Below are 25,726 nucleotides of genomic sequence, written 5' to 3' on the forward strand. Positions count from 1 at the left end.
AGATCGCCGAGCGCTATGCGGCTCGCTGCGACACGACGAAGATCCCCTGCGTGTCCGTCTGGACGCCGTCCTCCTGAGCGATCGGGAGATCATTTCCGGGGGGGCGAGAGTGGTGATTGATGGTTCTGCCAGTCGAAACGACCTCCCGGACGGAACTGCAGCGCAGGGCGCAGGCTCTGTCGCTGCGCTTTGAGGGGGCCGATGCGTCGGTCGTTCTGAAGGCGGCGCTGACGGAGCTCTTCGTCGGCCGGATCGGCCTTGTGTCGTCCTTCGGGACGGAGGCCGCGATCCTCCTGCACATGGTCTCGCGGATCGACCCCTATGTTCCGGTGGTGTTTCTCGACACCTGGAAGCATTTTGCCGAGACGCTCGCCTATCGCGACCAGCTGATCGAGCGTCTCGGCCTTTGCAACGTCCAGATCGTCACGCCGCGTCCGGCGCAGCTCGAGGCGGACGATCCCGACGGCGACCTGCACGCCCGCAATGCCGATCTATGCTGCCATGTTCGCAAGACCCTGCCGATGCTGTCGGCGCTCAGACCGCTCGACTGCTGGATCACCGGCCGCAAGCGGCATCAGGCGCGAACGCGGGCCGACATGCAGCTGTTCGAGGGCGAGGAGCGCCGGCTGAAGCTCAACCCGCTGATCGACTGGTCGGCCGGCGACATCGCGGCCTATTTCCGCGAAAACGATCTGCCCGAACATCCGCTGAAATCGGCGGGCTACCTTTCCGTCGGCTGCCTGCCCTGTACGCGGGCGGTCAAACCCGGCGAAGACGCGCGCGCCGGACGCTGGGCCGGCACCGACAAGACCGAATGCGGCATCCATATCGTCGACGGAAAAATCGCCCGCGCGGTGGGGTGATCAGGGCTTTAGCCCGGTCGTGTCCCCGGGACTGCCGTTCCGATCGGGATCCGAGCCTCTTCAGGCGCCGCCGGCACCGAAGCTCAGATTGAGGGTGATCGCCCGCGGCGTTCGGTTGATCAGCGCGATCCAGCCGTCGGGCGTCAGGCGAACGGAGAGCTTCCCGGCCGCGCCATGGCGTTCCCCGACGGCGGATCTGTCGAGCTTGCCAAACCGCCCGACATCGAGGCGCTGGTCCTGGCTCTGGAAGATCGGCTGCCCGACGATGCCGGGCTTGCCGTTGCCACCCAGCATGACCGGGCCAAGCCAGCAGTACTGGAAGGCCGAGCCCTCGTTGGCGGCGAAGATCGCCAGGAACCCGCCGCGCGCCACGGGCTTGTAGAAACGGCTCTGCCCCTTGGGAATCAGGATCTGCTGATCGATGCCGAAAGCCTGAGAGACGATCTGCGGGGTGCCGCAGACCTCCTCGGAAAAGCGCGCGCTATTGCATCCGAACATGCCCCGCACGCACTCCCCGCCGAGATTGTCGCTCGTTCGACCATAGGGGTAGCGCCGCGAGCGCATGATGCGCGCCGGCGACCAGATGATCGAACTGCGCCGGTTCCTGGCGCTCAGCTCGTAGAGCGGCTGATTGTCGGGCATCGGCGCGTATTCGCCGTAGAAAGCCGCGCTGACCACGCCGCCGGTCACCAGCACATTCGCGTCATTGCGTTCAAAGTCGGGATGGCCGCCGGTATAGCCTTTCTCGCGGATGATGCTGGAGGTGTAGGACGACACGTTGGACAGCACCTCCTGGGCCAGCGAGGCGGCGAAATTGTCCTGCGTTTCGTGCCGGCCATGGATCTTGCCGTCGAGAACGCGAACCCCGGTGGCCCGCCCGACGATGATGCCGGGGCCGTCATAGGATTCGTTTCGATACACCGGGAACCGCACGTCGTTGGTCTGGTCGCCGCGCTTGAAGTTGGCGGCGTTGTGCATGATGAGAACCGCTGGAGCGGTCCACACCTGCTTGGCGCTGATCGCGCTTTCCGCCGCCGGGGCGATGCCGATGTTCTTTCCATCGACGGACCTGATCGTGCAGACATGAACGCCGCTCCGGCTGCCCGCGCCCTCGATCGCGATCTCGCGCCCGACATCGGCCTTCTCCAGAACGGCGTGGCTCGCGCGCAGCACCGTTCCCCCCTTGTCGATCGAACCGAGCAGCGGCCCGAACGAGATCTTCTTTTCGTCCTTGAAGACGATCTTCCGCCCATACGGAACGTCGACCGTACAGCGGGAGCCGCTGGAATCGACATCGACGATGAAGCGCTTGGCCCAGGTACCGCGGGCGGCGTCCGAATTGTCGCCGTCGGTCACCCAAACTGCTGTCCCTTCCATATTCGTGAAGGCACCGCGCAGGGCATTGCCCGCATCGTCGAGGGCGTTGAGGCTGGTTCCGTCCGTCTCGGCGTAGACAGGCCTGTCAAACCGCCTCGTCAGGGCCTGGTGGCCGGCCCCGGCGATCACCAGCGAGAGATCGGAATTGTCGATTTCCTCGATGCGGACGTTGAGGTTGTTCAGCCCGACGAATTTGAGGTCCCACTGCACCGTCGAAACCCAGGGCGCGTAGACGCCGATCGGGTCCTCGATGTCGTCATTGCCAAGGATCTGGAAGCCGACGAGGTCAATATACTTGATCCTCGCATATTTCGACCCGCAGGACAGGTTGAAGAGCTTCTTCCCCCGGCCCATTTTCGTCGGCAATATCAGCGTGTTGTGGGTTCCGCTGCCGTGGATCTGAAACCCGGCCTTCACCGCGCTGAAATCGATCTCCCCCGAGACCACCGTCCCGCCCGGTGGCAGCATCAATACGGGATACAGGCGGTCCGCGGCGGTCTCCGCGATCCAGTTGGCGGCATTTCGCCAGGCGTCGGTATCGTCCGTCGCGCTGTCGAACCGCGCTCCGAAGTCCATGATCGAGCGGGTGAGAACCGCCGGAAGATCGGCGCTGTCGGCGCCCGTCGATGGCGCAGCTTCCGCGACCTGCAGATCCGATTGGCCAGACAGGGCCTTGCGAGAGCCCTGCGCCGCGAAACTCGCCTCGAGATCGACGACGGTCGCCGCACCGGCGAGAGTGATACTCCGGGCGATGAAGGCACGCCTGCTGACCATGGGCTTTTCTCGCTTTGGCGTGAAGATGACCGAAAACGCCATCTGAAACGCTCACATCCTAGCGTAAATGTCCAAGCCATGATGGCGGATTTGGGACAGGTTCGGCGGGGATCGCGCGTTTGCATACGGCAAGGTCCTGCCGCGTGCGCGGCCTTCGCTCGGTCTGCGGGCGAGCCCCGGCCGTCACGACCTGTGCGTCGCGTCATCCATGCCGATGCCGATGCCACGGCCATGGCGATCACGGCCCCGCGCCCTTCACATGCCTCCGGGGCCTGCCGGGATCAGTCGGCGATCACGCTCGAGCCGGCCACCATGTCCTCGACCGACTGTTTCAGGGGGATCTTCGCCGCCCAGCCGAGTTCGGCGCGGATACGGCTCGTATCGAGGACGATCTCCTTGACGTCGACTGACCGACCGGGAAGCCGGACCACGTTGAGCGTCTGCCCCGTCACGGTCTCGACAAGGGACACGATGTCGTTGACGCTGCGCGCTTGGCCGCTTCCCACATTGAAGATCCGCCCAGCCGCCTGATCCGGCATGTCGAGCGTCCGCACGATCGCGGCCGCGAGATCGCGCGCGTCGAAATAGTCTCTAAGGTTCTCGCCATCGCCGAAGATCGTGAACGGCGCGTCCGTCTTCATGGCATTCAGTATCGAGCGAACGACCCCTTGCTGCTTTCCCACCTGCCAGGCACCGATCGGATTGGAGGGGCGCAGCACGGTGAGCTTCAGGCCGTGGCTGGCGGCGATGCTGAAGAGCGCGGCTTCGGCGACCACCTTGCCGAAGCCATAGGAGGAAATCGGCCGCAAGGGCATGTCCTCCGTCGCCAGCCTGCCGCATACGCTGCCGTAGACGGTGCCGCCGGACGACAGGTAGACGAAATGCATGTCGGGCCTGACCCGCAAGGCGCGGTGGGCGAATTCAACGACGGGCTCGACGGTCTGCGACATTTCCCGCCACGGCTCGCCGACATTTTGCGCCGGCCCGTTGCCGCCGGCGAGCCAGACCACCGCGGAAAACTCGGCCAGCCGATCGGGCTGCCGGTAAAGCTCGCTCATGGTCACGGCTTCGATCGATGCGGCATGCTCGGCCAGGAAGGCCCGATCCGGGTTTCTGGAGGCTGTCACGGCAAGACGCTGCGAGCCCGCGAGGCTTTGCAGGAAATGCCGGCCGATGAACCCCGTACCACCGACGACGAGGATCATGGCGTCGCTTTGGGTGGCGCGAAGATCGGGCTCGAATAGGAGGACATCGCCGTTCGGCGGATCATCGACTTGTTGGCCGAGGCGCGAATAGTCTGCGACATGGCCTGGCGGCGTTTGAAGAGAATGGTGTCGGGCACGACCTTGTGGACGATCCCGGCGGCGAGCGTTTCGCAGTTCCAGGCCCAGTCTTCGTAGGCAAAGCCGCCTTCGATATCTCTCATGCCGAACGGAAACTCCCGGTGAATCTCCGTCTCGCAGACCGACAGGGCGTCCCAGTAATTGACGAGCCTCAGCATATCGAGCCGGAACTCGGGCGCCTCCTGATCGACATGACAGAAGATCGACGCCTGGTTCTCGAAAAAGTAGTTATAGGCCGGATGGGCGATGGTCCGGCGCTTCTGTTCCTTCAGGAAGGCGACCGCCTCCACGAGCCAGGTCCGCGACCACAGGTCGTCGCCATCGAGAAAGGCGATGTAGCGACCCGTGGCATCCTCTGTCGCCGCGTTGCGGACCAGCCCCTGATCCGCGAAGTCGACGAGCTTCAACTGGCCGCCGGCGACCGCATACCGCTCGAAGAGCGATTGCGTCAGATCGTCGGGATTGTCGAGAAGATAGAGGGCCTGGACCGTCAGCCCGGCTTTCTGCGCCTCCTCGATCGCGATCTGGAAGGAGCGCAGCGAGGGGATGGCGATCCGGCGCTCGTGATGTCCGGTGATGACGCAGGTGATGTCATGCATGATCGTTCAGCACCACGCGTTTCAGGGTTTCCATATATCGGGCGTCGGAGAAGTCCCGCGCGAGGCGCTCACGCAGCCGCTCGGCCCGTGCGATCGCTTCGGACGGATCCTGGATGACGCGGTTCATGGCGTCTTCATACGCATCGATATCGTCGAAGTTTGAAATCAGATAGCCGGTCTGCCCGTCGATCAGTTCGCCGACGCCGCCGACGTCCGGCGCGATGATGGGAAGGCCGCTCGCGGCGGCATCCAGCAGAATGGTCGGGATACCGTCCCACTGCGCCGTATAGACGAAGCCTGCGAAGGTCTCGCTCTGCAAGACGTCCTCGAAGCTCTGGAAGGTTCCCTTGAGGACGCAGTTGGGTGGAAATTTCGACTCGTCCCAGCTGCCTGCATCGAGGACGGGCTTGCCGTAGACGTGGAAGATGGCGTCCGGTCGGCGTTTGGCGATCTCGATCAGGATATCGACCCGCTTCTGCCGGTCGAAGCGGCCGGCCCAGAGGAAGATCGGCGTGTCGCTTCCCGCCTCCCGGCGCAATTGCGCCGGCGCGGCCTTTTCCGCCGGGGTGTACAGCGTCACCACCTCGCAGCCGTCATCCTGCCCATAACCGAAGCGCTGGCGGACGTCGGTCGAAAGCGCTTCGTTGTCGGTCAGGATGACGTCGTGATAGTCGCAGGTATCGCGGAGCCACTGGATCGGGTAGCCGACCCGCGCGCCGCTCACGCTTTCGTCCCAGGTGAAGAGATAGGTCATCACCCGGAATTCCTGCTTGATCTGCCGGCCGTAGATCTTGCTGGTCCGCCAGACGAGGCCGCTATTGACGTTGTAGACCGTCCGCGCTTCGACACCCCTCAGGAAATCGAACAGCAGGTTCGGCCGATGGGACTCGGGAGCCGACTGGACGATCTGCGAAATGTCATGAAATTCGCAGCCATCGGGCAGCCAGTGGCGATACTCGTCGTCCGACGTGTCGGTGCTGACGACGGCCACCGTTTTGCTGTCGACCAGCCCGGCAAGCGCTCGTGCCAAGACCGTCGCCACGCGTGCCGAGCCGGACATGCGGATGTGCGGAACCAGAACGACATGCTCGAAGCTGCGGCCGGCAAACATCTCGCGGAGCTGCTCTGCCGCATCCGCAACCTGCCGATGGATCGCAGGGGGTATGTTGACCTTGCGCGGGATGTCCGGGAGCGCGACCATCGGGTCCAGGGCCTTGGCCTCCGCGACGCTCTGCATAAGCTTGTCGTTCTTGGCGAAAGCCCTGGCAATCGCAGCTTCCGCGACCGTCGCAACGCTCCGCCAGCTTTCCAGCCGCCCGCTGCGGCAGTAGTGCAGGAAGGGATGCAGCCTTTGTTCGCGCACGTCCTGATTGTTTTCGAGATAGTACCGGACATCGAAATCGAGAGACGGATTTCGCCCTTCGACCCAGCCGACCGTCAGGAAATGAACGAGCGGATCGACAAGGGTCTCGGCGACATCCGGATTTGAAGCCAGATAATAATCGGCGTCGAAAAACGGCTCGCTGACGCGGATCTCTTCCTTGCCCGGATGTTGAAGGACATAGTAGTCGACTTCATCGCGGAATTTGATGCGCGAGTTCACCACCCGGTTCATCACTCCGCCTGTTCGCGGCAGGCCTGCCTTCGCGTATTTCGCGCGCGCTTCCTTCGCCTCTCCGCTGGCAACGAAGTGCCTGAAGGGGTCGCTGCCCTTTTCGGCCAAACCTGGAAACCGGCGAGAGTATTGCTTCGAGTCGAACCAGGGGGCCGGGCTTCGGCCCTCTCGCCAACCGTATTGCAGGTAGTGTTGGAGCGGATCTACGCCAGCGTTTGCGACGTCTTTATTGACGTGAAGATAGAAATCACGATCAAAGTATGCTTCGACCAAGCGGTCGATTTCATTGTCCCGCTCTGGGTCAACCATTTAAATACGCCTCCATACGGATTGGGCAAGTATCCACCATCCCGGCGGCGAACCTACGACGCTCGGCTCCTTCATGAACGAAAGTCCAAGGCTTCGCAACGGATGGGCGTCTAAGACTGGCGCTCTTCTCGCGAAGGCTCGAACAGGCGGGGCCAGAGTGTTTGTTGCGGTTCGCCGTTCCGAGTCTGTCCGGACGGTCGGAAAAAGCTCTTTCGGTCAAAGCGGGGGCTTGGCAAGCGGCAAAGGCCGTGGCTTTCCTCCGGTTGCCGAACATCGAATTCGTCGGTCGGTGGCCGTCTGCGAGGGTCACCGGTTCGCACGTCAAATTCGAATGCTCCATGATAATCAAGATCGCGCCAGCGCGCATTCCGACGCAGTCATCGGCCGGCTGCCGGAGATAAGGCGGATGCCTTCGCCCGTCCACTACGATCCGGTATTGCGCCTTCGCCCTTCGAGGACGCCCAGAACCGCCATCGCGGCCTGGAGGACATTGGTGCCGGGCCCGAAGATCTCCGCGACGCCAGCGTCGTAGAGCGCCTGATAATCTTCCGACGGAATGACGCCGCCACAGATGACGTGGATGTCCGATCGCTGCTTTTCGGCGAGGATGTCGATCAGCTCGGGCACCAGCGTCATGTGACCGGCCGCGTGGGAGGAAACGCCGACGAGATCGACCTTCTTTTCGATGGCGAGACTGGCGACGTCCCCCGGCGTCTCGAACAACGGCCCGAGATGGACGTCGAAGCCGAGATCGGCAAAGGCGGTGGCGATCACCTTGGAGCCCCGGTCGTGGCCGTCCTGGCCGAGCTTGGCGACGAGGATCGAGGGCTTCCGGCCCCTGTCGTCGGCGTAATCGGCGATGCGCTGCTGGATGGTGGCAAATTCCGGGTCGCCCTGGTGGGCGCCGGCGAAGACGCCGGAGATCAGCGATGTCGACGGCTCGTGGCGGCCGCCGAAGCCCTCCTCCATCGCCTGTGAGATCTCGCCGAGCGTGGCGCGGGCCCGCGCCGCATCGACGGCGGCTGCGAGAAGATTGCCGTCCTTGCCGCCGGCGCATTGGCGAAGGGCAGCGATGGCGCTTTCGAACGCGTCCTTGCTGCGGGTGCGGCGGACCTCCTCCAGCCGTGCGATCTGCGATTTGCGCACCGCCGCGGTATCGATCTTCAGGATCTCGACCGGGGCCTCTTCCTCCAGCCGGAAGCGATTGACGCCGACGACGACGTCCTCGCCCTTGTCGATCCGCGCCTGCCTGAGCGCCGCCGCCTCCTCGATCCGCCGTTTCGGCAGACCGTCGGCCACGGCCCTCGTCATGCCGCCGGCGGCCTCGACCTCCTCGATCAGCGCCCAGGCCTTGTCGGCAAGCTCCTTCGTCAAGGCTTCCACATAATAGGAGCCGCCGAGGGGATCGACGACATTGGTGACGCCGGTCTCCAGCGCGAGGATCAGCTGGGTGTTGCGGGCGATGCGCGCCGAGGTCTCGCTCGGCAGCGCCATCGCCTCGTCGAAGGCATTGGTGTGGAGCGACTGGGTGCCGCCGAGAACCGCCGACATCGCCTCATATGCGGTGCGCACGACGTTGTTCATCGGATCCTGCTCGGTGAGCGAGACGCCCGAGGTCTGGCAGTGGGTGCGCAGCATCTTCGAGCGGTCGGAGGTGGCGCCGAAATCCTCCATGATCTTCGCCCACATCTGCCGCGCGGCCCGAAGCTTGGCGGCTTCCATGAAGAAGTTCATGCCGATGCAGAAGAAGAAGGAGAGCCGGCCGGCGAACTGATCGACGTCGAGCCCCTTCGCCATCGCCGCGCGCACATATTCCATGCCGTCGGCGAGCGTATAGGCGAGCTCCTGGGCGAGCGTCGCGCCTGCCTCCTGCATGTGATAGCCGGAGATGGAGATCGAGTTGAACTTCAGCATCTCCGACGCCGTGTAACCGATGATGTCGGCGACGATCCGCATCGAGGGTTCGGGCGGATAGATATAGGTGTTGCGGACCATGAACTCCTTCAGAATGTCGTTCTGAACGGTTCCCGTCAGTTTCGCCTTGTCGACGCCCTGTTCCTCGGCCGCGACGATGAACATGGCGAGCACCGGGATGATCGCGCCGTTCATGGTCATCGACACGCTCATCTTGTCGAGCGGGATGCCGTCGAAGAGGATCTTCATGTCCTCGACGCTGTCGATGGCGACACCCGCCTTGCCGACATCGCCGGAAACGCGGGGATGATCGGAATCATAGCCGCGATGGGTGGCGAGATCGAAGGCGACGGAGAGGCCCTTCTGCCCGGCGGCGAGGTTCTTGCGGTAGAAGGCGTTGGATTCCTCGGCCGTCGAGAAGCCGGCATATTGGCGGATCGTCCAGGGCTGGCCGGCATACATCGTCGCGCGCGGGCCCCGGGTGAAGGGCGCGACGCCGGGCAGGGCGCCCGCGGCTTCTTCGGGCACGTCCGCAGCCGTATAGAGCGGTTTGATGGCGATGCCCTCGGCAGTCTGCCAGGTGAGCTCCTCGACGTCGCGACCCCTCAGCTCCTTGGTCGCCAGATCGAGCCAGTCGCGCGGATAGGCCTCGCTCATTGTTCGAACTCCATGATGACCGCGTCGACGGCGAGGCTGTCGCCCGCCTTCACCGGAATGGACTTCACCACCGCCTTATGCTCAGCCTTGAGGACGTTTTCCATCTTCATCGCCTCGATGACGGCGAGCGTCTGGCCGGCCTCCACCTTGTCGCCTTCGGCCACGGCGAGCCAGACGACGACGCCCGGCATCGGGCAGAGCAGCAGGTTGGAGGTATCCGGCGCTTCCTTCACCGGCATCTTGTCGGCAAGCTTTGCCAGATGCGGCGGATAGACCCTGGCGTCGATCTCGATGCCCCTGAGGCGCAGACGGAACCCGTCGGTGATCGGATCGACGCGGATATGGAGTTCGTCGTCGCCGAAAAGTGCCCTGGCGGCGAGATCGCCGCGCTGCCAGCGGCAGGTGAGCGGCCCGAGATCACTGCCGTCGACGGTCACCGAAGCCTCGCTTGGATCGACGGTGAAGCGATCCTCGCCGATGAAGACGATGCGGCGGTTGCCGGGGACGGAGAGCCCGAGCTTTTCGCCAAGGCTCGGTGCGGTACCGGCGAGACGCCGCTCACTGCTTGCCGCAAGCGCGACGGCGACGGCCGCCAGCCTTGCCCGCATCGGCGCATCCGGCTCGGCGCCGGCAAAGCCGTCCGGATATTCCTCGGCGATGAAGCCCGTCGAGATCTCGCCGGAGCGCCAGCGCGGATGCTGCATGATCGCCGCGACGAAGGGCACGTTATGGCCGATGCCGTCGATGACGAAGCCGTCCAGCGCCTTGCCCATCGCCTCGGTCGCCGCCTCGCGCGTCTCGCCCCAGGTGCAGAGCTTGGCGATCATCGGATCGTAGAACATCGAGATTTCCGATCCCTCGCGGACGCCGGTGTCGTTGCGGATGATCGGCGCGCCGCCACCGATGGCGCGGCCGGCAGGACCTTCTCCCGCGGCGGGCGAGCCGTCGAGCGGCCCTTCGGCGGGCGGGCCGTAACGCTTCAACCGGCCGATCGACGGCAGGAAGCCTCGATACGGATCCTCGGCATAGACGCGGCTTTCGATCGCCCAGCCGTCGATTTTGACGTCGTCCTGGGTGAAAGGCAGCTTTTCGCCATTCGCCACGCGGATCATCTGTTCGACGAGATCGACGCCGGTGATCAGCTCGGTCACCGGATGCTCGACCTGGAGCCGCGTATTCATCTCTAGGAAGTAGAAGTTCCGGTTCTTGTCGACGATGAACTCGACCGTGCCGGCGCTCTCGTAATCGACGGCTTTGGCGAGCGCCACCGACTGTTCGCCCATGGCCTTGCGGGTCTCAGGATCGAGGAAGGAGGAGGGCGCTTCTTCCACGACCTTCTGATTGCGCCGCTGGATCGAGCATTCGCGCTCGTTCAGATAGACGCAGTTGCCGAACGAATCCGCCAGCACCTGGATCTCGATATGGCGCGGCTGTTCGACGAATTTCTCGATGAAGATCCGGTCGTCGCCGAAGGAGCTCTTCGCCTCCGAGCGCGACCGGTCGAAGCCGTCGCGCGCCTCTTCGTCGTTCCAGGCGATGCGCATGCCCTTGCCGCCGCCGCCGGCCGACGCCTTGATCATCACCGGATAGCCGATCTCGCCGGCGATCTGGGCGGCATGCTCGGCGGAATCGATCAGCCCCATGAAGCCCGGCACGGTGGAGACACCGGCCTCTGCGGCGAGCTTCTTCGAGGTGATCTTGTCACCCATCGCCTTGATCGCCCTGGGCTTCGGGCCGATGAAGGTGATGCCGGCGGCTTCGAGCTTTTCGCAGAAGGCGGCGTTTTCGGAGAGGAAGCCATAGCCCGGATGCACCGCCTCGGCGCCGGTCGCCTTGCAGGCCTCGATGATCTTCTCGCCAAGGAGATAGGACTGGTTCGCCTGGGGCGGGCCGATATGCACGGCCTCGTCGGCTTGTCTCACATGAACCGCGTCCCTGTCGGCATCGGAATAGACGGCGACGGTGGCGATGCCCATCTTCTTCGCCGTCCTGATGACCCGGCAGGCGATCTCGCCGCGATTGGCGATGAGGATTTTCTTGAACAAGTGCCGTCTCTCTCCCTTGCGCGCGGGCCGGCCAATGCCTCCGCATGCTTCTTCTTATCCGCCTGCAGCCCGCTCCGGGACCCTGCCTGCACCGGCCCGAGGCGGCGGCCAATCCGGTCGGCTGCCCTTCCGCCGGCTGAGGTCGGCGCTACGCCTATGGCAGGCGAGCCGACATCCGAAGCGTCGTCATTCTCGGGCCCCGTCCCGAGAATCCAGGGGCGGGTGCCGCAACATTGGCCACGAACGCTGCTCGCGGCTGCATCAGTCGGTACCCTACGATCTCTGGATTCTCGGGACGGGGCCCGAGAATGACGAAGTTTTGGCGCTTTACGCCTCATTCCTCAAGTGATCGAGGCTGAACAGCACGAACGTCCAGCACCTCCACCAACACCGTCGGCATCGCTCCGCCTCAAAGCGGGATGTTGCCATGCTTGCGGAACGGCGCCGTGACCTCCTTCGTCTTCAGCATCTCGAAGGCCCGGATCACCCGCCGCCTTGTCGAATGGGGTATGATGACCTCGTCGACGAAGCCGCGCTGGGCGGCGATGAAGGGGTTGGCGAAGCGGTCTTCATATTTCTTCGTATGCGCGGCGAGCTTCTCGGCGTCGCCGGCATCCTTGCGGTGGATGATCTCGGAGGCGCCCTTCGCGCCCATGACGGCGATCTGGGCGCTCGGCCAGGCATAGTTCACGTCGGCGCGGATGTGTTTGGAGGCCATCACGTCATAGGCGCCGCCATAGGCCTTGCGCGTGATGACGGTGACCTTGGGCACCGTCGCCTCGGCATAGGCGAAGAGCAGCTTCGCCCCGTGCTTGATGATGCCGCCGAGTTCCTGTGAGACGCCCGGCAGGAAGCCCGGCACGTCGACGAGGGTGAGGATCGGGATGTTGAAGGCGTCGCAGAAGCGCACGAAGCGGGCGGCCTTGCGCGCGGAATCGATGTCGAGGCAGCCGGCCAGCACCATCGGCTGGTTGGCGACGACGCCGACCGTCGAGCCGTTCAGGCGCACGAAGGCGGTGATGATGTTCGGCGCGAAGTCCTTCTGGATCTCGAAGACGTCGCCCTCGTCGGCGATCTTCTCGATCAGTTCGCCCATGTCGTAGGGCTTGTTGGCGTTGTCGGGGACGAGCGTGTCGAGCGACATTTCGCTGCGCGCCGGATTGTCCGTCGTCTCGTAGACCGGCGGCTTTTCCCGGCTCGACAAGGGCAGGAAGGAAAACAGCCGCCGCATTTCGGCCAGCGCCTCGACGTCGTTCTCGAAGGCGCCGTCGGCAACCGAGCTCTTCTTGGAATGGGTGCCCGCGCCGCCGAGCTCCTCCGCCGTCACTACCTCGCCGGTGACGGTCTTCACGACGTCCGGGCCGGTGACGAACATGTAGGAGGTGTCGCGGACCATGTAGACGAAATCGGTCATCGCCGGGGAATAGACCGCGCCGCCGGCGCAGGGGCCCATGACGACGGAGATCTGCGGGATGACGCCGGAGGCCTGGACGTTGCGCCAGAACACCTCGGCATAGCCGCCGAGCGAAGCGACGCCCTCCTGGATGCGCGCGCCGCCGGAATCGTTGAGCCCGATGATCGGGACGCCGTTCTGGACGGCGAGATCCATGACCTTGCAGATCTTCTCCGCATGGGTCTCCGACAGGGAGCCGCCGAAGACGGTGAAGTCCTGGGAGAAGACATAGGCCGGCCGGCCGGCGATCGTGCCCCAGCCGGTGACGACGCCGTCGCCGGGGATCTGCTGGGCCTCCATGCCGAAGTCGGTCGAGCGATGGGTCTTGAAGGTGTCGTATTCCTCGAAGGAGCTTGGATCGAGAAGAACGTCGAGCCGCTCTCTCGCGGTCAGCTTGCCCTTGGCATGCTGGGCGGCGATGCGCTTTTCGCCGCCGCCGAGCCGGGCCTCTTCGCGGCGGTTTTCCAGTTGCTGGATGATGTCGAGCATCGGATACGAACCTTCAGAGCGGATGTTTGCGGAGGATCGGTCGTCCCGATCGCCGCGTCATTCGGCATGATGTCTTTTAGGGAAATGGGCAGGGCGGTGGTTTTTTCGATCCGGCATCGTCGTCCCTCGCCGTCAACGGTGCCGGGCCCGGGCATTCAGCCGGCTTATGATACGATTTCGAGGCCGCGCAGGGCAAAACCCCTGGCGAGCGGCGCCAGTGTTGCCGCCTCCTCGCCGGATGCGTTGCCGGCCCGCGCGCGATCGGCGATGCCGACGAAGATGACGGCGAAGCGAAACAGCGCGAAGGCCTCGTGAAAAGCCATGAGTGGAGGCGTATCCCCGGCCTTTTCGAAATAGCGCGCGACGAATTCGTCCTTCGAGGGAATGCCGAGCGCTGCATGATCGAGGCCGCGGATGCCGCCATATTCCTGAGGTGTCGTCCGCCAGGCCATGCAGCAGAAGCCGAGATCGGCCAGCGGATGGCCGAGGGTCGAAAGCTCCCAGTCGAGGACGGCGACGACCTTCGGTTCGCTTCGATGATACATCAGATTGCCGACGCGAAAATCGCCATGGGCGATCGCAACGCGCCCGTCGTCGGGCGGCAGGTTGGCTTCGAGATAGGCGGCGAGTTCGTCGAGTTCGGGAATGTCGCTGGTCGGCGATTGCCGCCACTGCCTCGACCAGCGCGCGAGCTGGCGCTTGAAATAGCCGGTCTTGCGTCCGTAGTCGCCAAGCCCGACCGCATCCGGATCGACGGCGTGAAGGGCGGCGAGCGTGTCGGCCATTGCCAGATAGGCGGCGCGGCGGTCTTGCGGCGTCAGGCCCGCCATCGCGGCGTCGTGGAAGACCCGGCCTTCCAGCCGTTCCATGAGATAGAAGGGCGTGCCGACGACGTCCGGCTCGCCGTGAAAGAGGATCATCTCCGGCACCGGGACGTCGGTCTGTGACAGGGCCTCCATCACCGTGTATTCCCGATCGACGGCATGGGCGCCCTTGAGGATGTCGCCGGGGGGCTGCTTGCGCAGCACCATCCGCCGCTCGCCCGCATCGAGGAAGAAGGTCGGATTGGACTGGCCGCCGCCGATGCGTTCGAGGCGCATCGGGCCGCCGACGCCGAGGCGATCGGCGACGAAACCGGCGAGCCGCTCGGGGTCGAATTCCAGCGTGCCTGATACCGCGATGTCCATCCTGCCTCCTCCCGTGCCCTCTCCCGGCCTCGCGCCGTCAGCTCTCAGCTGCCGCCGCCGTCATCTTCCGCGACCGGCCAGCGCCAGAGATCGGCGCCCTCCTCGGCGAGCGCGCGGCTGATCACCATCTTGTGGACCTCGTCTGCCCCGTCGACGAGGCGGGCCTGCCGGGCATAGCGGTAGATCCATTCGAGCACGGTGTCCTTGGAATAGCCTCTCGCCCCGTTGATCTGGATCGCCGTGTCGACGGCTGAGTGAAGCAGGTTGGCGACGTGGATCTTCGCCATCGACACCTCGGTGCGGGCGAAGCTGCCCTGGTCGATCGCCCAGGCCGCCTTCGCCACCAGAAGGCGCCCGATCTCGATGCGCATGGCGATGTCGCCGAGCATGATCTGGATGCTCTCGCGATCGGCGAGGCGGACGCCGAAGCCCTCCCGCTCGGCGGCGTATTCAGTCGCGATTTCCATGGAGCGCTTGGCAAGGCCGAGCCAGCGCATGCAGTGGGTGAGGCGGGCCGGGCCGAGGCGGGTCTGCGTCACCTTGAGGCCGCGGCCGACGTCGAGGAGGATGTCCTCCTCGCCGACCTCGAGCCCCTCGAAGGCGATCTCGCAATGGCCGCCATGCTCCTCCGGCCCCATGATCGGGATACGCCTCAGGATCTGCCAGCCGGGCTGGTCCTTGTGGAACAGGAAGGCGGTGAGGCCCGAGCGCGGGTCGTCCGAGGTGCGGGCGAGGAGGATGAAATGGCTCGCCTCGGCAGCGCCGGTGATGAACCATTTGCGCCCGGTGATGACGAAGCGGTCGCCGCGCCTTTCCGCCCGCGTCCGGATCATCGAGGGGTCGGAGCCGCCGCCCGGATGCGGCTCGGTCATGGCGAAGGCCGAGCGTACCTTGCCCTCGACGATGGGCTTCAGCCACTTCTCCTTCTGCCGTTCGGTGCCGAGCTTTTCGAGCACCATCATGTTGCCGTCGTCGGGCGCGGCCGAATTGAACACCACCGGCCCGAAGATCGAGCGGTTCATCGCCTCGTAGGTGACGGCCATGCCGACGGTGGAAAGGCCCGCGCCGCCGGCATGTTCTGGCAGCTGCAGGCACCACAGCCCTTCGGCTTTGGCTTTCTCGCGCAGCTCGGCGAGGAGCGGCAGCGCGATGTTTTCGTGCGCGTCATAGCTCGAAGGGTCGGCTTCGAGCGGCAGGAGCTCGCGATCGACGAAGCGCGCGATGCGGGCCCGGTAGTCCTCGATCCGGGGCGCGATGTGAAAATCCATGGAAGCCTCCCAACTCCGTTTCGAGGGATCTACAGCATCGGCCCAACAATCGAAAATCGATTTTCAGAACGCACGATCCGCAGGAACCACGACGAGAGCGCCGGGCGAAAAAGTGGAATCCGGTTTTTCGACAAGCCGGCGCGCCAGATAGAATCTACAGCACCGGACGATGCGAAGTTATCGCCCGGCGCTGTAAAGACGACGCGGGTCTCATCGGACATCCTGCAGGACAGTCTCGCGGGAGGCTGCGTGAAGGGTTGGATTGACGATTCTTCGCCACGAAGCGTCGTCGCGGATGCCGGTTTCCGGGCAGGCCGCCCTGCAAGACCCGCCTCGAGCGACCGCCGCACCGACCAGCAAAATCGTGATGCCGATGGCTCTTGCGGGGCCCGCCGGCCTCTGGTGTCGCTGCCGGCCTGCTCAGAAGAGAAAGGCGTCGAGATCGTCATCCGCAGATTGCGCCGGCTCTTCTTCCGGCGCCGGGGACGCCGTTCCGAGCACTTCGTCATGTATTCTGCGCTCGGCTTCCATCGTATATGCCCGTCGCAGTGCCGCGAACATTTCGGCATGGGTGGAGGCGAGGGCCGGATCGCCGGTTTCTGCACTCTCCATCCTCTCGCCGAGACTGGCCTCGACCTCCGAGAGGTCCTCGACGAGACCGGAGAGTTTCCCAAGAGCGCCGCCGGCATCGTCGGTCAGGCCGACGATCCGCCGTCCAACGGAATCGAGAACCGAGCTGGCTGCTTCCATCCGCTCGTCGGCCGTCGATAGGATGGAACGCGCCTGCTGGGCATCCTCGACGAGAGCTCCGATGCCGCGGTCAGCCGATCCCTGACGGACCGCCCCGAGCTCGTCCGCAAGCGTTCCAAGTTTCGACAGGCTCGCCGAGACCGATTCGGCCTGGATCACCATGCCGCCCACGACTTCCCGCATCTGGCGCGAGACGACGCCGAGCGCAACACCCTTCGTGCCGAGGCGCGAACATCCGATCGCCATGTTGAGGCTGACGAGCCTCATCTCGAATTCGAGACGATGCAGTTCGCCGTCATAGGCGCCGAAGGCCGCGACGTCGTCGTCGATGGACCTGGCGAGCGCCATGATGTGCTCCTGTTCGCATTGGGAGCGAGAGAGTTCGTTCGCGGCCTGCGCGATGTCCAGACCGAGGCGCGCAGTGCCCGGCTCGCCCGCTCGCCTGTTGCCGCCGAGCTGCGTCTTCAAGGTGCCGAACGTGCGGTCGATGTCGCCAGACAGGACGAGAATCGCCTCGTTCAGCGAGTCCGACTCCTCGACGAGCTTGGCCCGGGCGCCCTGCATCTGCGCGCATTGCAGCGTGAGCAGCAGATTTTCTGCCTCCGGCGCCTGATCGAGGCTGGCTAGCGCCGACGAGACATGTTCGAGCCGCTGGCGGGTGTAGTCGCCGACCTGCATCGAGGAGACGACCTCCGACACCTGGTGCGACAGCGACGCGCAGGCCGCTTCCGCAGCCGTGCTCGCCCCGGCGGCGCGCTGGCGGTCGTTCACGGCAGCGGCGAGATCGGCGCCGATTCTTTCCTGCAGCCGTTCGGTCGCGGACAGAAAGTTGCGTTCAAAGATCTCGCTGCGGGCGGAGGCGGCGGTCAGCAGCTTTAGCAGTCGTACCTGCCCGGCAGTGAGATTGTCCACAACGACCGAGGTTCGCTTCACGGAGTCGAGAATGTCGTCGGCAAAGACGGCGAGTTCCATCTCGCCGTGCTTTCGAATGGTTGCTGCGATCATGCGAGCGTTCATCGCAATGGCCGAAATCATCGAGACCGTCTGGCGCAGGTCCTCGATCTTATGCCCGGCGGAAGACACCACCCGGATCAGGTCGCCGACCAGCGCACGCTCCCGGCGCGTCGCCTCCAAGAGCGTCAGACATTCGGCGACGAGCCGGTCGATCGCCGCCTCGGCCGATGTGACCTCCGGACCGGCATGCGCTTCGGTGACAGCCTCGAACGCCTTGCGCATGTCCCCCAGAAGGCCGAGGCAGGCGAGCAGACTCTCGCCGATGCCGAGAAAAATCGCCTCGACTCCCTCGATCGTCCCGTCGAGGCGCGCGCGGGAGCCCTTCAGCGACTGGTCGTCGTGTCGAACGGGTTGAAGGCTTCGATCGGAAAGGATGTCGGGCTTCTGTACGGCGATGGCGCTCATGAGGCGATCCCGGCGGTCTGGGTTGCGAGTGCGGCGCTGCGCAGAACGTCGCTCGCCACCTTGTTGAGGGGGACGATCTTCTCGGCGGCGCCGAGCTGGATCGCCTCGCGCGGCATGCCGAAGACGATGCTCGTCTCTTCGTCCTGGGCGAATGTGTGCGATCCCATGGTCCGCATCTCCAGAAGACCACGGGCGCCGTCGTCGCCCATGCCGGTCAAGATCACACCGATCGCGTTCGCGCCGGCGGTCTGGGCGACCGAGCGGAACATGACATCGACCGAGGGACGGTGGCGGCAGACATACGGGCCGTCCTGCACCGTGACCGTGTAGCGGCTGGACTGGCGCCGCAGCAGCATGTGCCGGTTGCCGGGAGCGATCAGCACCCGACCGGGAAGGACCACGTCGCCGTCGCTGGCTTCTCGCACCTCGACGGCGCACATTCCGTTCAGCCGGCGGGCGAAGGCCGCCGTGAAGCCTGCCGGCATGTGCTGGACGATCAGCATGCCGGGTGCCGTGGCCGGCAACCGGGTGAGCACGGCCGCGAGCGCCTCGGTGCCGCCGGTCGATGCGCCGATGGCGACGATCGGCTCGGTCACGGGGATCGAACGCTTGAGCGAGGCGATGCGGGTCTCGGAGATCGGCGGGATGACGACGTCCGCAAGGTGCTTGGCCTCGACCGCCGGCTTCGGCTCGCGCCGCGCCCCGCTTCGCACCCGCGCATGGGCCGCAGCCTTGGCGACGTCGCAGATCAGCATGCGCGATTCGGTGAAGAACTGCTTGGTATCGACGCGCGGTTTGGTGATGACGTCCACGGCACCGGCGGCGAGTGCCTCCATCATCACGTCGGAATTCTCGCTGGCAAGGCTCGAACAGATCACCACCGGAATCGGCCGCTGGGCCATGATCTTCTTCAGGAAGGTGAGGCCGTCCATGCGCGGCATCTCGATATCGAGCACAAGCACGTCCGGGATCTGCTGGCGGATCTTCTCGGCCGCCAGATAGGGATCCGCAGCGGTTCCTATGACCTCTATTTCCGGATCGTCGGAGAAGATGGCGGTCAATGTCGAGCGCACCGAGGCGGAGTCGTCGACGATCAGCACCCTGATCTTCCCGCCGTGCGTATCGGCCGCGTTCTTCTGCATCGCTCGTTCCTGAATTTTGCGTCCCAATCAGCCGGTGAGGTTCGACCACGGCCGATCGTGACGAAGGGGCGCTTAGGATTTCTGGTAGATCGTCGGTCCGATTTGGCGAAACTCGCTCCCGCGCACGGCCATCGATTCGGAGTGCCCCACGATGAGGAAGCCGTTCGGCCTGAGATGGCCGCCGAGACGGGTCACGACCGCGTGCTGGTCGGCCTTGTCGAAGTAGATGAGGACGTTGCGCAGGAAAATGATATCGACGTCCCTGTCATAGGGGTACCGGTCGCTCATGAGATTCATGCGCTCGAAACGCGCCTTGCGGCGCAATTCCGGGACGATGCGAACCTCTGCCCGCATGTCCTCGGCACGCCCGTCCATGACGTAGCGGGTTCGTTTTTCGAGTGGGACCGGAGCCATCGCCTCGATCGGATAGACCGCGCGCCGCGCCTGTTCGAGCACGGCGGTCGAGATATCCGTGCCGAGCACCGCATAGGTGAAGTCCTGGCGCTCGCGGGCGAGATCCTCCAGCACCATGGCGATCGACCAGGCTTCCGCACCGTTGGAGCTCGCCGCGCTCCAGACCTTCACAAGGCGGTTCGCGCCGCGCGCCAGAAGCTCGGGAACGAGCCGGCGCTCCATCAGCTCGAGATGTTCCGGTTCGCGGAAGAAGTCGGTCTTGTTGGTCGTCATCACGTCGATGAGGTGAACCAACTCGCCTTCCAGGCCTCCCTCGTCGAACAGGTGCCGGCAGTAGGCGCCCAGGGTGGAGAGCTTTCGCGCGCGCATCCGTTTGCGAAGACGTCCCTCGATCATCACCCGCTTGGCCTGGGGCAGCCTTATGCCGGTCTGCTGGGTGACGAGGTCGGTCAGACGCTGGAAATCGGCCTTGGAGATTTGATCATCCCTGACGGGCGGAGCGAAACGGGAGCCAAGCGGCTCGGCAAGAGCGGTAGCGGGGGGCATCGTCGTCCTTTACGCGTCTCGCAGGTCGGGTTGTCGGTGCCGGCTGCGATGGCGGAGATTTGAGAGGCGAAACGGTTCAGGTCTCGGGCCGGTGCTTCTTCGAAAGCCCTGGCCGTGCCCTCAGGCGGATGAGCGAAGGTCAGGCGGCCGCTGTCACGCCGGCGACGTCTTGGGAGACGAACAACCGGTCGAGATCGAACACCGTCGCGAAGGCACCGTTGCGACGTCCGACGCCGGCGACACACTCGGCACCCCATCGCCCGCCGATCTTCACCGGCGGTTCGAGCGGACCGTCGAGCTCCGCGACCTCGAAAACCCGGTCTGCCCGAAGAGCCAGCTTCTGCATGGCTCCGCTCATCAGAACGTCGAGGACGATGACGCGGGTGTCGTGGGTATCCTCGGCCGGGCTCATGCCGAGGCGAAGCCTCAGGTCGATCACGGGAACGCTCTGCCCGCGAACTTCGATGATGCCGAGAAAGTCTTCCGGCGCCCTCGGCATTCTGGCGATGGGCTGGGGCTCGAGAATCTCCTGAACGCGCGATACCGGAACCGCGAAGAGGGAGTCGGCGACGCCCAGGGTCACATATTGCGTTGCTTCGGTCATGGGGCGTCTCTTTCGGCTGAAATGGCGGGATCGGCGGGACGGATCAGGATCGCTTCGTCGCTGCGCGGCCTGCCTTGGATTCTATGGGACGGGAGGGGCTTTAGGTGCGCTTCGGCACCCGAGATCTTCCCTGATCGGCGCCCTCCCGGCCACCATGGACCGGGAGGGCGTGCCGGTCGCCTCAGGCGGCCCGGCCGTTGCGCACGAAGCGGCGGTCGAGATCGTCGCTGTCGTCTTCCATGTCGAGGTCGAAGCCGCCGCTCCTGCCCTTGGCCGCGTTGCGGGCGCCGGACATCGAAGGGGCCGCGACACGGATCGCGTCGTGCATTTCCGAGACGCCGAGACCGGAGGAGCCTTTCGACTTCCGCGCAGGCTGAGGGAGTTCCGACATCGATCCGCTCTGCTGGTCGATCTTGAAGAAGGCGATCGAGTGCTGCAGGCGGTCGGCCTGGCTTGCCAGCTCTTCAGAGGTGGAGGCCATCTGCTCCGCCGCCGACGTGTTCTGCTGGGTCACCTTGTCGAGTTGCTGGATGGCCATGTTGATCTGGGCAGCACCGGTGTTCTGCTCACGGCTCGCATTGGTGATTTCCGACACGAGCTCCGCCGTCTTCTGGATATCAGGAACCAGACGGGTGAGCATGTCGCCGGCCTGCTGGGCGGCCTTGACCGTGTCGCCCGAAAGGCCGGAGATCTGCTGGGCCGCCGCCTGGCTGCGCTCGGCGAGCTTGCGCACTTCCGAAGCGACCACCGCGAAACCGCGACCATGTTCGCCGGCACGGGCGGCCTCGACGGCCGCGTTGAGGGCGAGGAGATCGGTCTGGCGAGCGATTTCCTGGACGATTAGGATCTTCTCGGCGATGGTCTCCATGGCCTTGACGGCATTTCCGACGGCCTCGCCGCTGGCTTCCGCGTCCTTCGCGGACTGGCGGGCGATTGCCTCGGTCTGCGAAGCATTGTCGGCGTTCTGCTTGATGTTGGAGGCCATCTCTTCCATCGAGGAAGAAGCTTCCTCGGTCGACGAGGCCTGCTCGGTCGCGCCCTGGCTCAGCTGCTCGGCGGCCGAGGACATTTCCTGACTTCCGGACGAGACGTTGCGGGCCGAGCCGGTAACATCGGTGATGATGGCCTGCAGCTTGGACACCATGTCGCGGGCCGCTGCGAGAAGGCTCTCATTGTCGCCCTTGCGGGTGTTGACGGCGACGGTGAGGTTGCCCTGTGAGATCTCGCGGATGACTTCGCGGGCATAGTCCGGCTCGCCGCCGAGAGCACGCAGAACGTTACGGGTCAGGAAGATCGCGGTCACGATACCGATCAGGAACGCAATACCGATGACGGTGAAGGTGATCATCTGGGATTCGGAATAGATCACGTCGCCCCGAAGGCTGGCGTCCTGACCAGAGGCATAGTTCATGTTGACGAGATCCTGGAGATAACCCGAGAACTCATCGTAAAGCCCGCCCGACGCCGCCAGTTTCTGCTCGGCAATCTCGTTCTCGTTGCGACGGGAATTCTCGATCATCGCTTCGCTCGCCTTGAGATATTCCGCGTATTTGTTCTCGAAGTTCTGATAGAGCGCGCGCTCCGCATCCGAGCTGATCATCGGCTCGTATTTTGCGCGGGCCTTCTCCATCTCGGCGGCTCGGTCGGCGATCCTCGCTTCCACTTCCCGCATCTGGGCAGGGGTCTCTGAAAGGATGTGCTGGTACTCCGCGATGCGGTAGTCGCCGCTGAGCGTGTTCATGCGGTTGACCACGTTGACGCTCGGCAGCCAGTTGTCGGCGATCTCCGTCGACTGGTCGTTGATCTGGCCCATCTGCATGATCGCCACCGCGCCGAGACCGGCTATGAGGGCAAGCAGGATGCCGAAGGAAAGGGCGAATTTCGCCTTGAGCGAGAGTCTCATGGTTTGTCCTTTTAGTTGCTGTTGGCGACTTAGTTGCTGTTGGCGGCGGGGTTCGCCCGTGCGCCGAAGATTTGCTGCATGTCGGGGATGATGACGAAGTCGTCGTCGCGGCGGCCGATGCCGCGTACGTATTCGGCCGGCCAGCGCATGCCGACCTTCGGCGCCTCTTCGATCGAGGCCGCTTCGATGTCGGCGACGTCGTAGACCTTGTCGGCGAGGATGCCGGCGACCATCGGCTCGCCGTCGAGCTCGATCTCCATCACGACGATCCGCGTATCGGTGTCGGCCGGCGGCCGGTCCATGCCGAAGCTCACTCTCAGATCGGCAAGCGGGACGACATTGCCGCGCACGTTGATCAGCCCGCCGACGAACGCCCCGGCATTGGGCACCCGTGTGATCGGAACCGGGTCCAGGATCTCGCGGACATTCGTCGCTTCGAGCGCGAACATCTCGTCCTGGAGCCGGATGGTGAGGGCATGCATTGCGTTTGTCTCCTGGGCTTGGGTCATGCGGCCTTCTCCAGCGTTTCGGCGCGCCGCCGCTCCTCGATCTTCTGGCCGAAGCCGACGAGGTGCATGACGTCGAGGATGAGGGCGACGGTGCCGTCGCCGAGGATAGTCGCGCCGGAGAACGTCTTCAGGCCCGAGTGAAGGCTCGAGAGCTGCTTGATCACCGTCTGGTTGTTGCCGATGATCTGATCGACCACCAGGCCGACCCGCGTGTTCTCGGACGAGACGACGACGACCTTCTGGAAGCGGTCCGGTTCGTTCTCCGCGCCGAACAAAGATCTGAGCTTCAGGAAGGGAACCAGCTCGCCCCGCAGATTGATGAAGCTGCGACCGCGCGCCTCGGCATCGATGCCTTCGGGAAGTTCGACGCATTCCTCGACCGCTGCGAGCGGGATCGTATAGCGGTCCGCCCCGACCCTCACGAGCAGTCCGTCGATGATCGCGAGCGTCAGCGGAAGACGAAGCGTGACGGTCGTGCCCTGACCGGACACGGTGTCGATGTCGATCGATCCGCGCAGTCCGTCGATGGTCCGCTTGACGACGTCCATTCCGACGCCGCGCCCGGACAGCGCCGTCACCTGCGTGGCGGTCGAGAAGCCCGGCTGGAAGATCATCCGGTAGAGCTCACCGTCGGCTACGCTCTGGCCGGCAGAGATCAGTCCCGCCTCTTCCGCCCGCCGGCGGATGCGCTCCGCATTGAGACCGGCCCCGTCGTCGCGAATGGCGATGGCGACTTCCGCGCCGCGATGCTTGGCGGACAGACGCAGGGTTCCCGCCGGGTTCTTGCCGAGTTCGGCGCGCGTGTCCGGCCGTTCCAGACCATGGTCGATCGAATTGCGGATGATGTGGACGAGCGGATCGGCGAGCTGTTCGATCACCGTCTTGTCGAGTTCGGTATCCTCGCCCTCGGTCACGAAATCGATCGGTTTGCCGAGATCCTCGGAGAGATCGCGGACAAGCCTGCGGAAGCGACCGAAGAGGGAACCGAAGGGCACCATTCTGGTCCCCATCGTGGTATCGCGCAGGCTGGAGGTCAGCCGCTCGATTTCCTCGGCGACATTGACGAGCGAAGGATCGTGGATCGTTTCGGCAAGCTGCGAGAGACGGGCCTGGGCGATGACGAGCTCGCCGACCCGGTCCATCAATTCGTCGAGCCGCTCGGCCGGCACGCGCAAGGTGGCGTTGCGCTCGGCCTTCGTCGTCGCCGCGGGCTGTGCCGCTGCGGCTCTTGGCTCGGCGGCGACCGGCCCTGTCTCCTGTTGTTCCGCCGTCGAAGTCGTCTCGGCCTTCGGGGGGGCCGGGAGCGGCGCCTGGACTGCCGCGACGGGAGCGGGTCCCACGTCATCATCGCCGGCAAGCGGCTCGATCGTCAGCTCCATGTCATCGCGAACGAAGAGGAAGACGTCGTCCACCGCCTCACGCTCGACCGGCCCCTTCAGTGTGACGTCCCACGCGAGATAGGAGTGCTGAGGTTCGATCTCCTCGAGTGGGGGAACGGCGCTGGCGTCGGCGACGATCTCGCACGGGCCGAGCCCGCGCATCTCGTCGAGAAGCAGGAGGGGATTTGATCCGAGCGTCAGGGCATCGGTGGCGAGCTTGAAGCGGATGCGCCATCCGGCCGCCGCTTCGGACGTCGCCGGTGCCGGTTGCGAAGACGTGCCGAGCGGCTCGCTGACCTGAGACGCTTTCGCCTCGCCGCTCACCGCGATCTTCAGGGCGCCGAGGATCGCCTGGCCGCGTTCCGGGTCGTAATCCGGATCGTCTATCAGCCGGGAAACGTGATCGCGCGCGTCGAGAGCGGCGGCGATGAGACGGCCGTCGACCGCAGCCTCGCCCTTGCGGACCCGGTCGAAGGCGGTTTCGAATTCGTGGATGAACTCCGAGACGGCGGTGAAGCCGAACATCGCCCCGGAGCCCTTGAGAGTGTGGAGCGCGCGGAAGGCGAGGCCGACGAGTTCGCGATCGTCGGGCCGAGTTTCCAGATCGAGAAGCGCCTGTTCCAGGGTCTCGATGAGATCGGCGGCTTCCTGCCGGAAGACTTCTGTGGGGTCGATGTTGCTCATGCGCCCGCAACCTTGCGCACGATGGCGAGCAGCTGATCGGGCTTGAAGGGTTTGATCATCCAGCCGGTCGCGCCGGCCGCCTTGGCCTGGGCCTTCAGCCCGTCGTCGGATTCCGTCGTCAGAAAGACGATCGGCACACCGTTGCTGGAGGGCTTCGTGCGATATTCGCGGATGAACGACAACCCGTCCATTCCCGGCATGTTGAGATCGGTGATCACTGCATCGACATGGTTCGCCGCCGCCTTCTCCAAGGCTTCGCGACCATCGGAGGCTTCGACCACGCTGTAGCCTGCCTGCTTCAGTGTCATGCCGACCATCTGTCGGACGGAGGCCGAGTCGTCGACGGTGAGGATTGTCTTGCTCATCAGGAAATGTCCATCATTTGACGCTAGGGGAGGGGGAAGGGCGCGAGGGCTTGGCTCGCCGTCCTGGCGCGACAGCCCGAGCCCGCAATGCAAAGGCGATTGCATGCTGGACGGGATG

The 25,726-nt window shown here is 64.8% G+C and carries 19 protein-coding genes; 1 reads left to right on the plus strand and 18 read right to left on the minus strand.

Translation table 11 applies throughout. The annotated features are described in order from the left end of the window. The first annotated feature begins 119 nt into the window (after positions 1 to 119). A complete protein-coding gene (locus J6595_RS10610) occupies positions 120 to 863 on the plus strand; it encodes a phosphoadenylyl-sulfate reductase (RefSeq protein ID WP_209594535.1) in 744 nt (247 codons plus the stop codon). A gap of 60 nt (positions 864 to 923) precedes the next feature. Here the strand turns inward: J6595_RS10610 and J6595_RS10615 are convergent, their stop codons facing one another. From J6595_RS10615 to J6595_RS10700, 18 genes are all read right to left on the minus strand, one after another. Beyond that, positions 924 to 3,014 (minus strand): hypothetical protein, encoded by a 2,091-nt coding sequence (locus tag J6595_RS10615; protein ID WP_209594536.1) that lies wholly within the window; start codon positions 3,012 to 3,014, stop codon positions 924 to 926. Between the two features lie 281 nt (positions 3,015 to 3,295). Then, complete coding sequence (locus tag J6595_RS10620) at positions 3,296 to 4,219, minus strand: NAD-dependent epimerase/dehydratase family protein (protein WP_209594537.1); 924 nt, start codon at positions 4,217 to 4,219, stop codon at positions 3,296 to 3,298. Then, complete coding sequence (locus tag J6595_RS10625; RefSeq protein WP_209594538.1) at positions 4,216 to 4,956, minus strand: glycosyltransferase family 2 protein; 741 nt, start codon at positions 4,954 to 4,956, stop codon at positions 4,216 to 4,218. The genes J6595_RS10620 and J6595_RS10625 overlap by 4 nt, the downstream gene beginning before the upstream one ends. Continuing rightward, positions 4,949 to 6,571, minus strand: a complete 1,623-nt coding sequence (locus J6595_RS10630) for a glycosyltransferase family 4 protein (RefSeq protein ID WP_209594539.1) — start codon at positions 6,569 to 6,571, stop codon at positions 4,949 to 4,951. The genes J6595_RS10625 and J6595_RS10630 overlap by 8 nt, the downstream gene beginning before the upstream one ends. Before the next feature lie 732 nt (positions 6,572 to 7,303). Beyond that, on the minus strand, positions 7,304 to 9,451 hold the full coding sequence (scpA, locus tag J6595_RS10635; protein ID WP_209594540.1) for a methylmalonyl-CoA mutase: 2,148 nt from the start codon (positions 9,449 to 9,451) through the stop codon (positions 7,304 to 7,306). Beyond that, the gene (locus tag J6595_RS10640) at positions 9,448 to 11,496 is read right to left on the minus strand and encodes an acetyl-CoA carboxylase biotin carboxylase subunit (RefSeq protein ID WP_209594541.1); all 2,049 of its coding nucleotides are present in this window, start codon (positions 11,494 to 11,496) and stop codon (positions 9,448 to 9,450) included. Before J6595_RS10640 ends, scpA begins: the two co-directional genes overlap by 4 nt. Positions 11,497 to 11,905: 409 nt before the next feature. Further along, positions 11,906 to 13,438 (minus strand): acyl-CoA carboxylase subunit beta, encoded by a 1,533-nt coding sequence (locus J6595_RS10645; RefSeq protein ID WP_209594542.1) that lies wholly within the window; start codon positions 13,436 to 13,438, stop codon positions 11,906 to 11,908. A 164-nt stretch (positions 13,439 to 13,602) separates the two neighbouring features. Continuing rightward, positions 13,603 to 14,625, minus strand: a complete 1,023-nt coding sequence (locus J6595_RS10650; protein ID WP_209594543.1) for a phosphotransferase family protein — start codon at positions 14,623 to 14,625, stop codon at positions 13,603 to 13,605. A gap of 44 nt (positions 14,626 to 14,669) precedes the next feature. After that, the gene (locus J6595_RS10655) at positions 14,670 to 15,893 is read right to left on the minus strand and encodes an acyl-CoA dehydrogenase family protein (RefSeq protein ID WP_209594544.1); all 1,224 of its coding nucleotides are present in this window, start codon (positions 15,891 to 15,893) and stop codon (positions 14,670 to 14,672) included. 29 nt (positions 15,894 to 15,922) lie between these two features. Next, a complete protein-coding gene (locus tag J6595_RS10660; protein WP_209594545.1) occupies positions 15,923 to 16,114 on the minus strand; it encodes a hypothetical protein in 192 nt (63 codons plus the stop codon). 199 nt (positions 16,115 to 16,313) lie between these two features. After that, positions 16,314 to 18,062, minus strand: coding sequence for a CoA transferase family protein (locus tag J6595_RS10665; RefSeq protein ID WP_209594546.1), 1,749 nt, complete (start codon positions 18,060 to 18,062; stop codon positions 16,314 to 16,316). Continuing rightward, positions 18,059 to 19,204, minus strand: coding sequence for a protein-glutamate methylesterase/protein-glutamine glutaminase (locus J6595_RS10670; RefSeq protein ID WP_209594547.1), 1,146 nt, complete (start codon positions 19,202 to 19,204; stop codon positions 18,059 to 18,061). Before J6595_RS10670 ends, J6595_RS10665 begins: the two co-directional genes overlap by 4 nt. Positions 19,205 to 19,276: 72 nt before the next feature. Beyond that, entirely contained in the window at positions 19,277 to 20,164 is an 888-nt protein-coding gene (locus J6595_RS10675; RefSeq protein WP_209594548.1) for a CheR family methyltransferase, read from the minus strand. A 139-nt stretch (positions 20,165 to 20,303) separates the two neighbouring features. Continuing rightward, positions 20,304 to 20,768: a chemotaxis protein CheW gene (locus J6595_RS10680; RefSeq protein ID WP_209594549.1), complete on the minus strand. Its 465-nt coding sequence runs from the start codon at positions 20,766 to 20,768 to the stop codon at positions 20,304 to 20,306. A 181-nt stretch (positions 20,769 to 20,949) separates the two neighbouring features. Next, a complete protein-coding gene (locus tag J6595_RS10685) occupies positions 20,950 to 22,671 on the minus strand; it encodes a methyl-accepting chemotaxis protein (RefSeq protein ID WP_245198106.1) in 1,722 nt (573 codons plus the stop codon). A gap of 29 nt (positions 22,672 to 22,700) precedes the next feature. Continuing rightward, positions 22,701 to 23,180 carry a chemotaxis protein CheW gene (locus tag J6595_RS10690; protein ID WP_245198114.1) on the minus strand — a complete coding sequence of 160 codons (480 nt, stop codon included), beginning with the start codon at positions 23,178 to 23,180 and terminating at the stop codon, positions 22,701 to 22,703. After that, positions 23,177 to 25,243, minus strand: coding sequence for a chemotaxis protein CheA (locus tag J6595_RS10695; RefSeq protein ID WP_209594550.1), 2,067 nt, complete (start codon positions 25,241 to 25,243; stop codon positions 23,177 to 23,179). Before J6595_RS10695 ends, J6595_RS10690 begins: the two co-directional genes overlap by 4 nt. Further along, positions 25,240 to 25,608, minus strand: coding sequence for a response regulator (locus J6595_RS10700; RefSeq protein WP_209594551.1), 369 nt, complete (start codon positions 25,606 to 25,608; stop codon positions 25,240 to 25,242). The genes J6595_RS10695 and J6595_RS10700 overlap by 4 nt, the downstream gene beginning before the upstream one ends. Positions 25,609 to 25,726: the final 118 nt, after the last annotated feature.

It is taken from the genome of Jiella mangrovi, assembly GCF_017815135.1.
Classification (GTDB): Bacteria; Pseudomonadota; Alphaproteobacteria; order Rhizobiales; family Rhizobiaceae; genus Jiella; species Jiella mangrovi.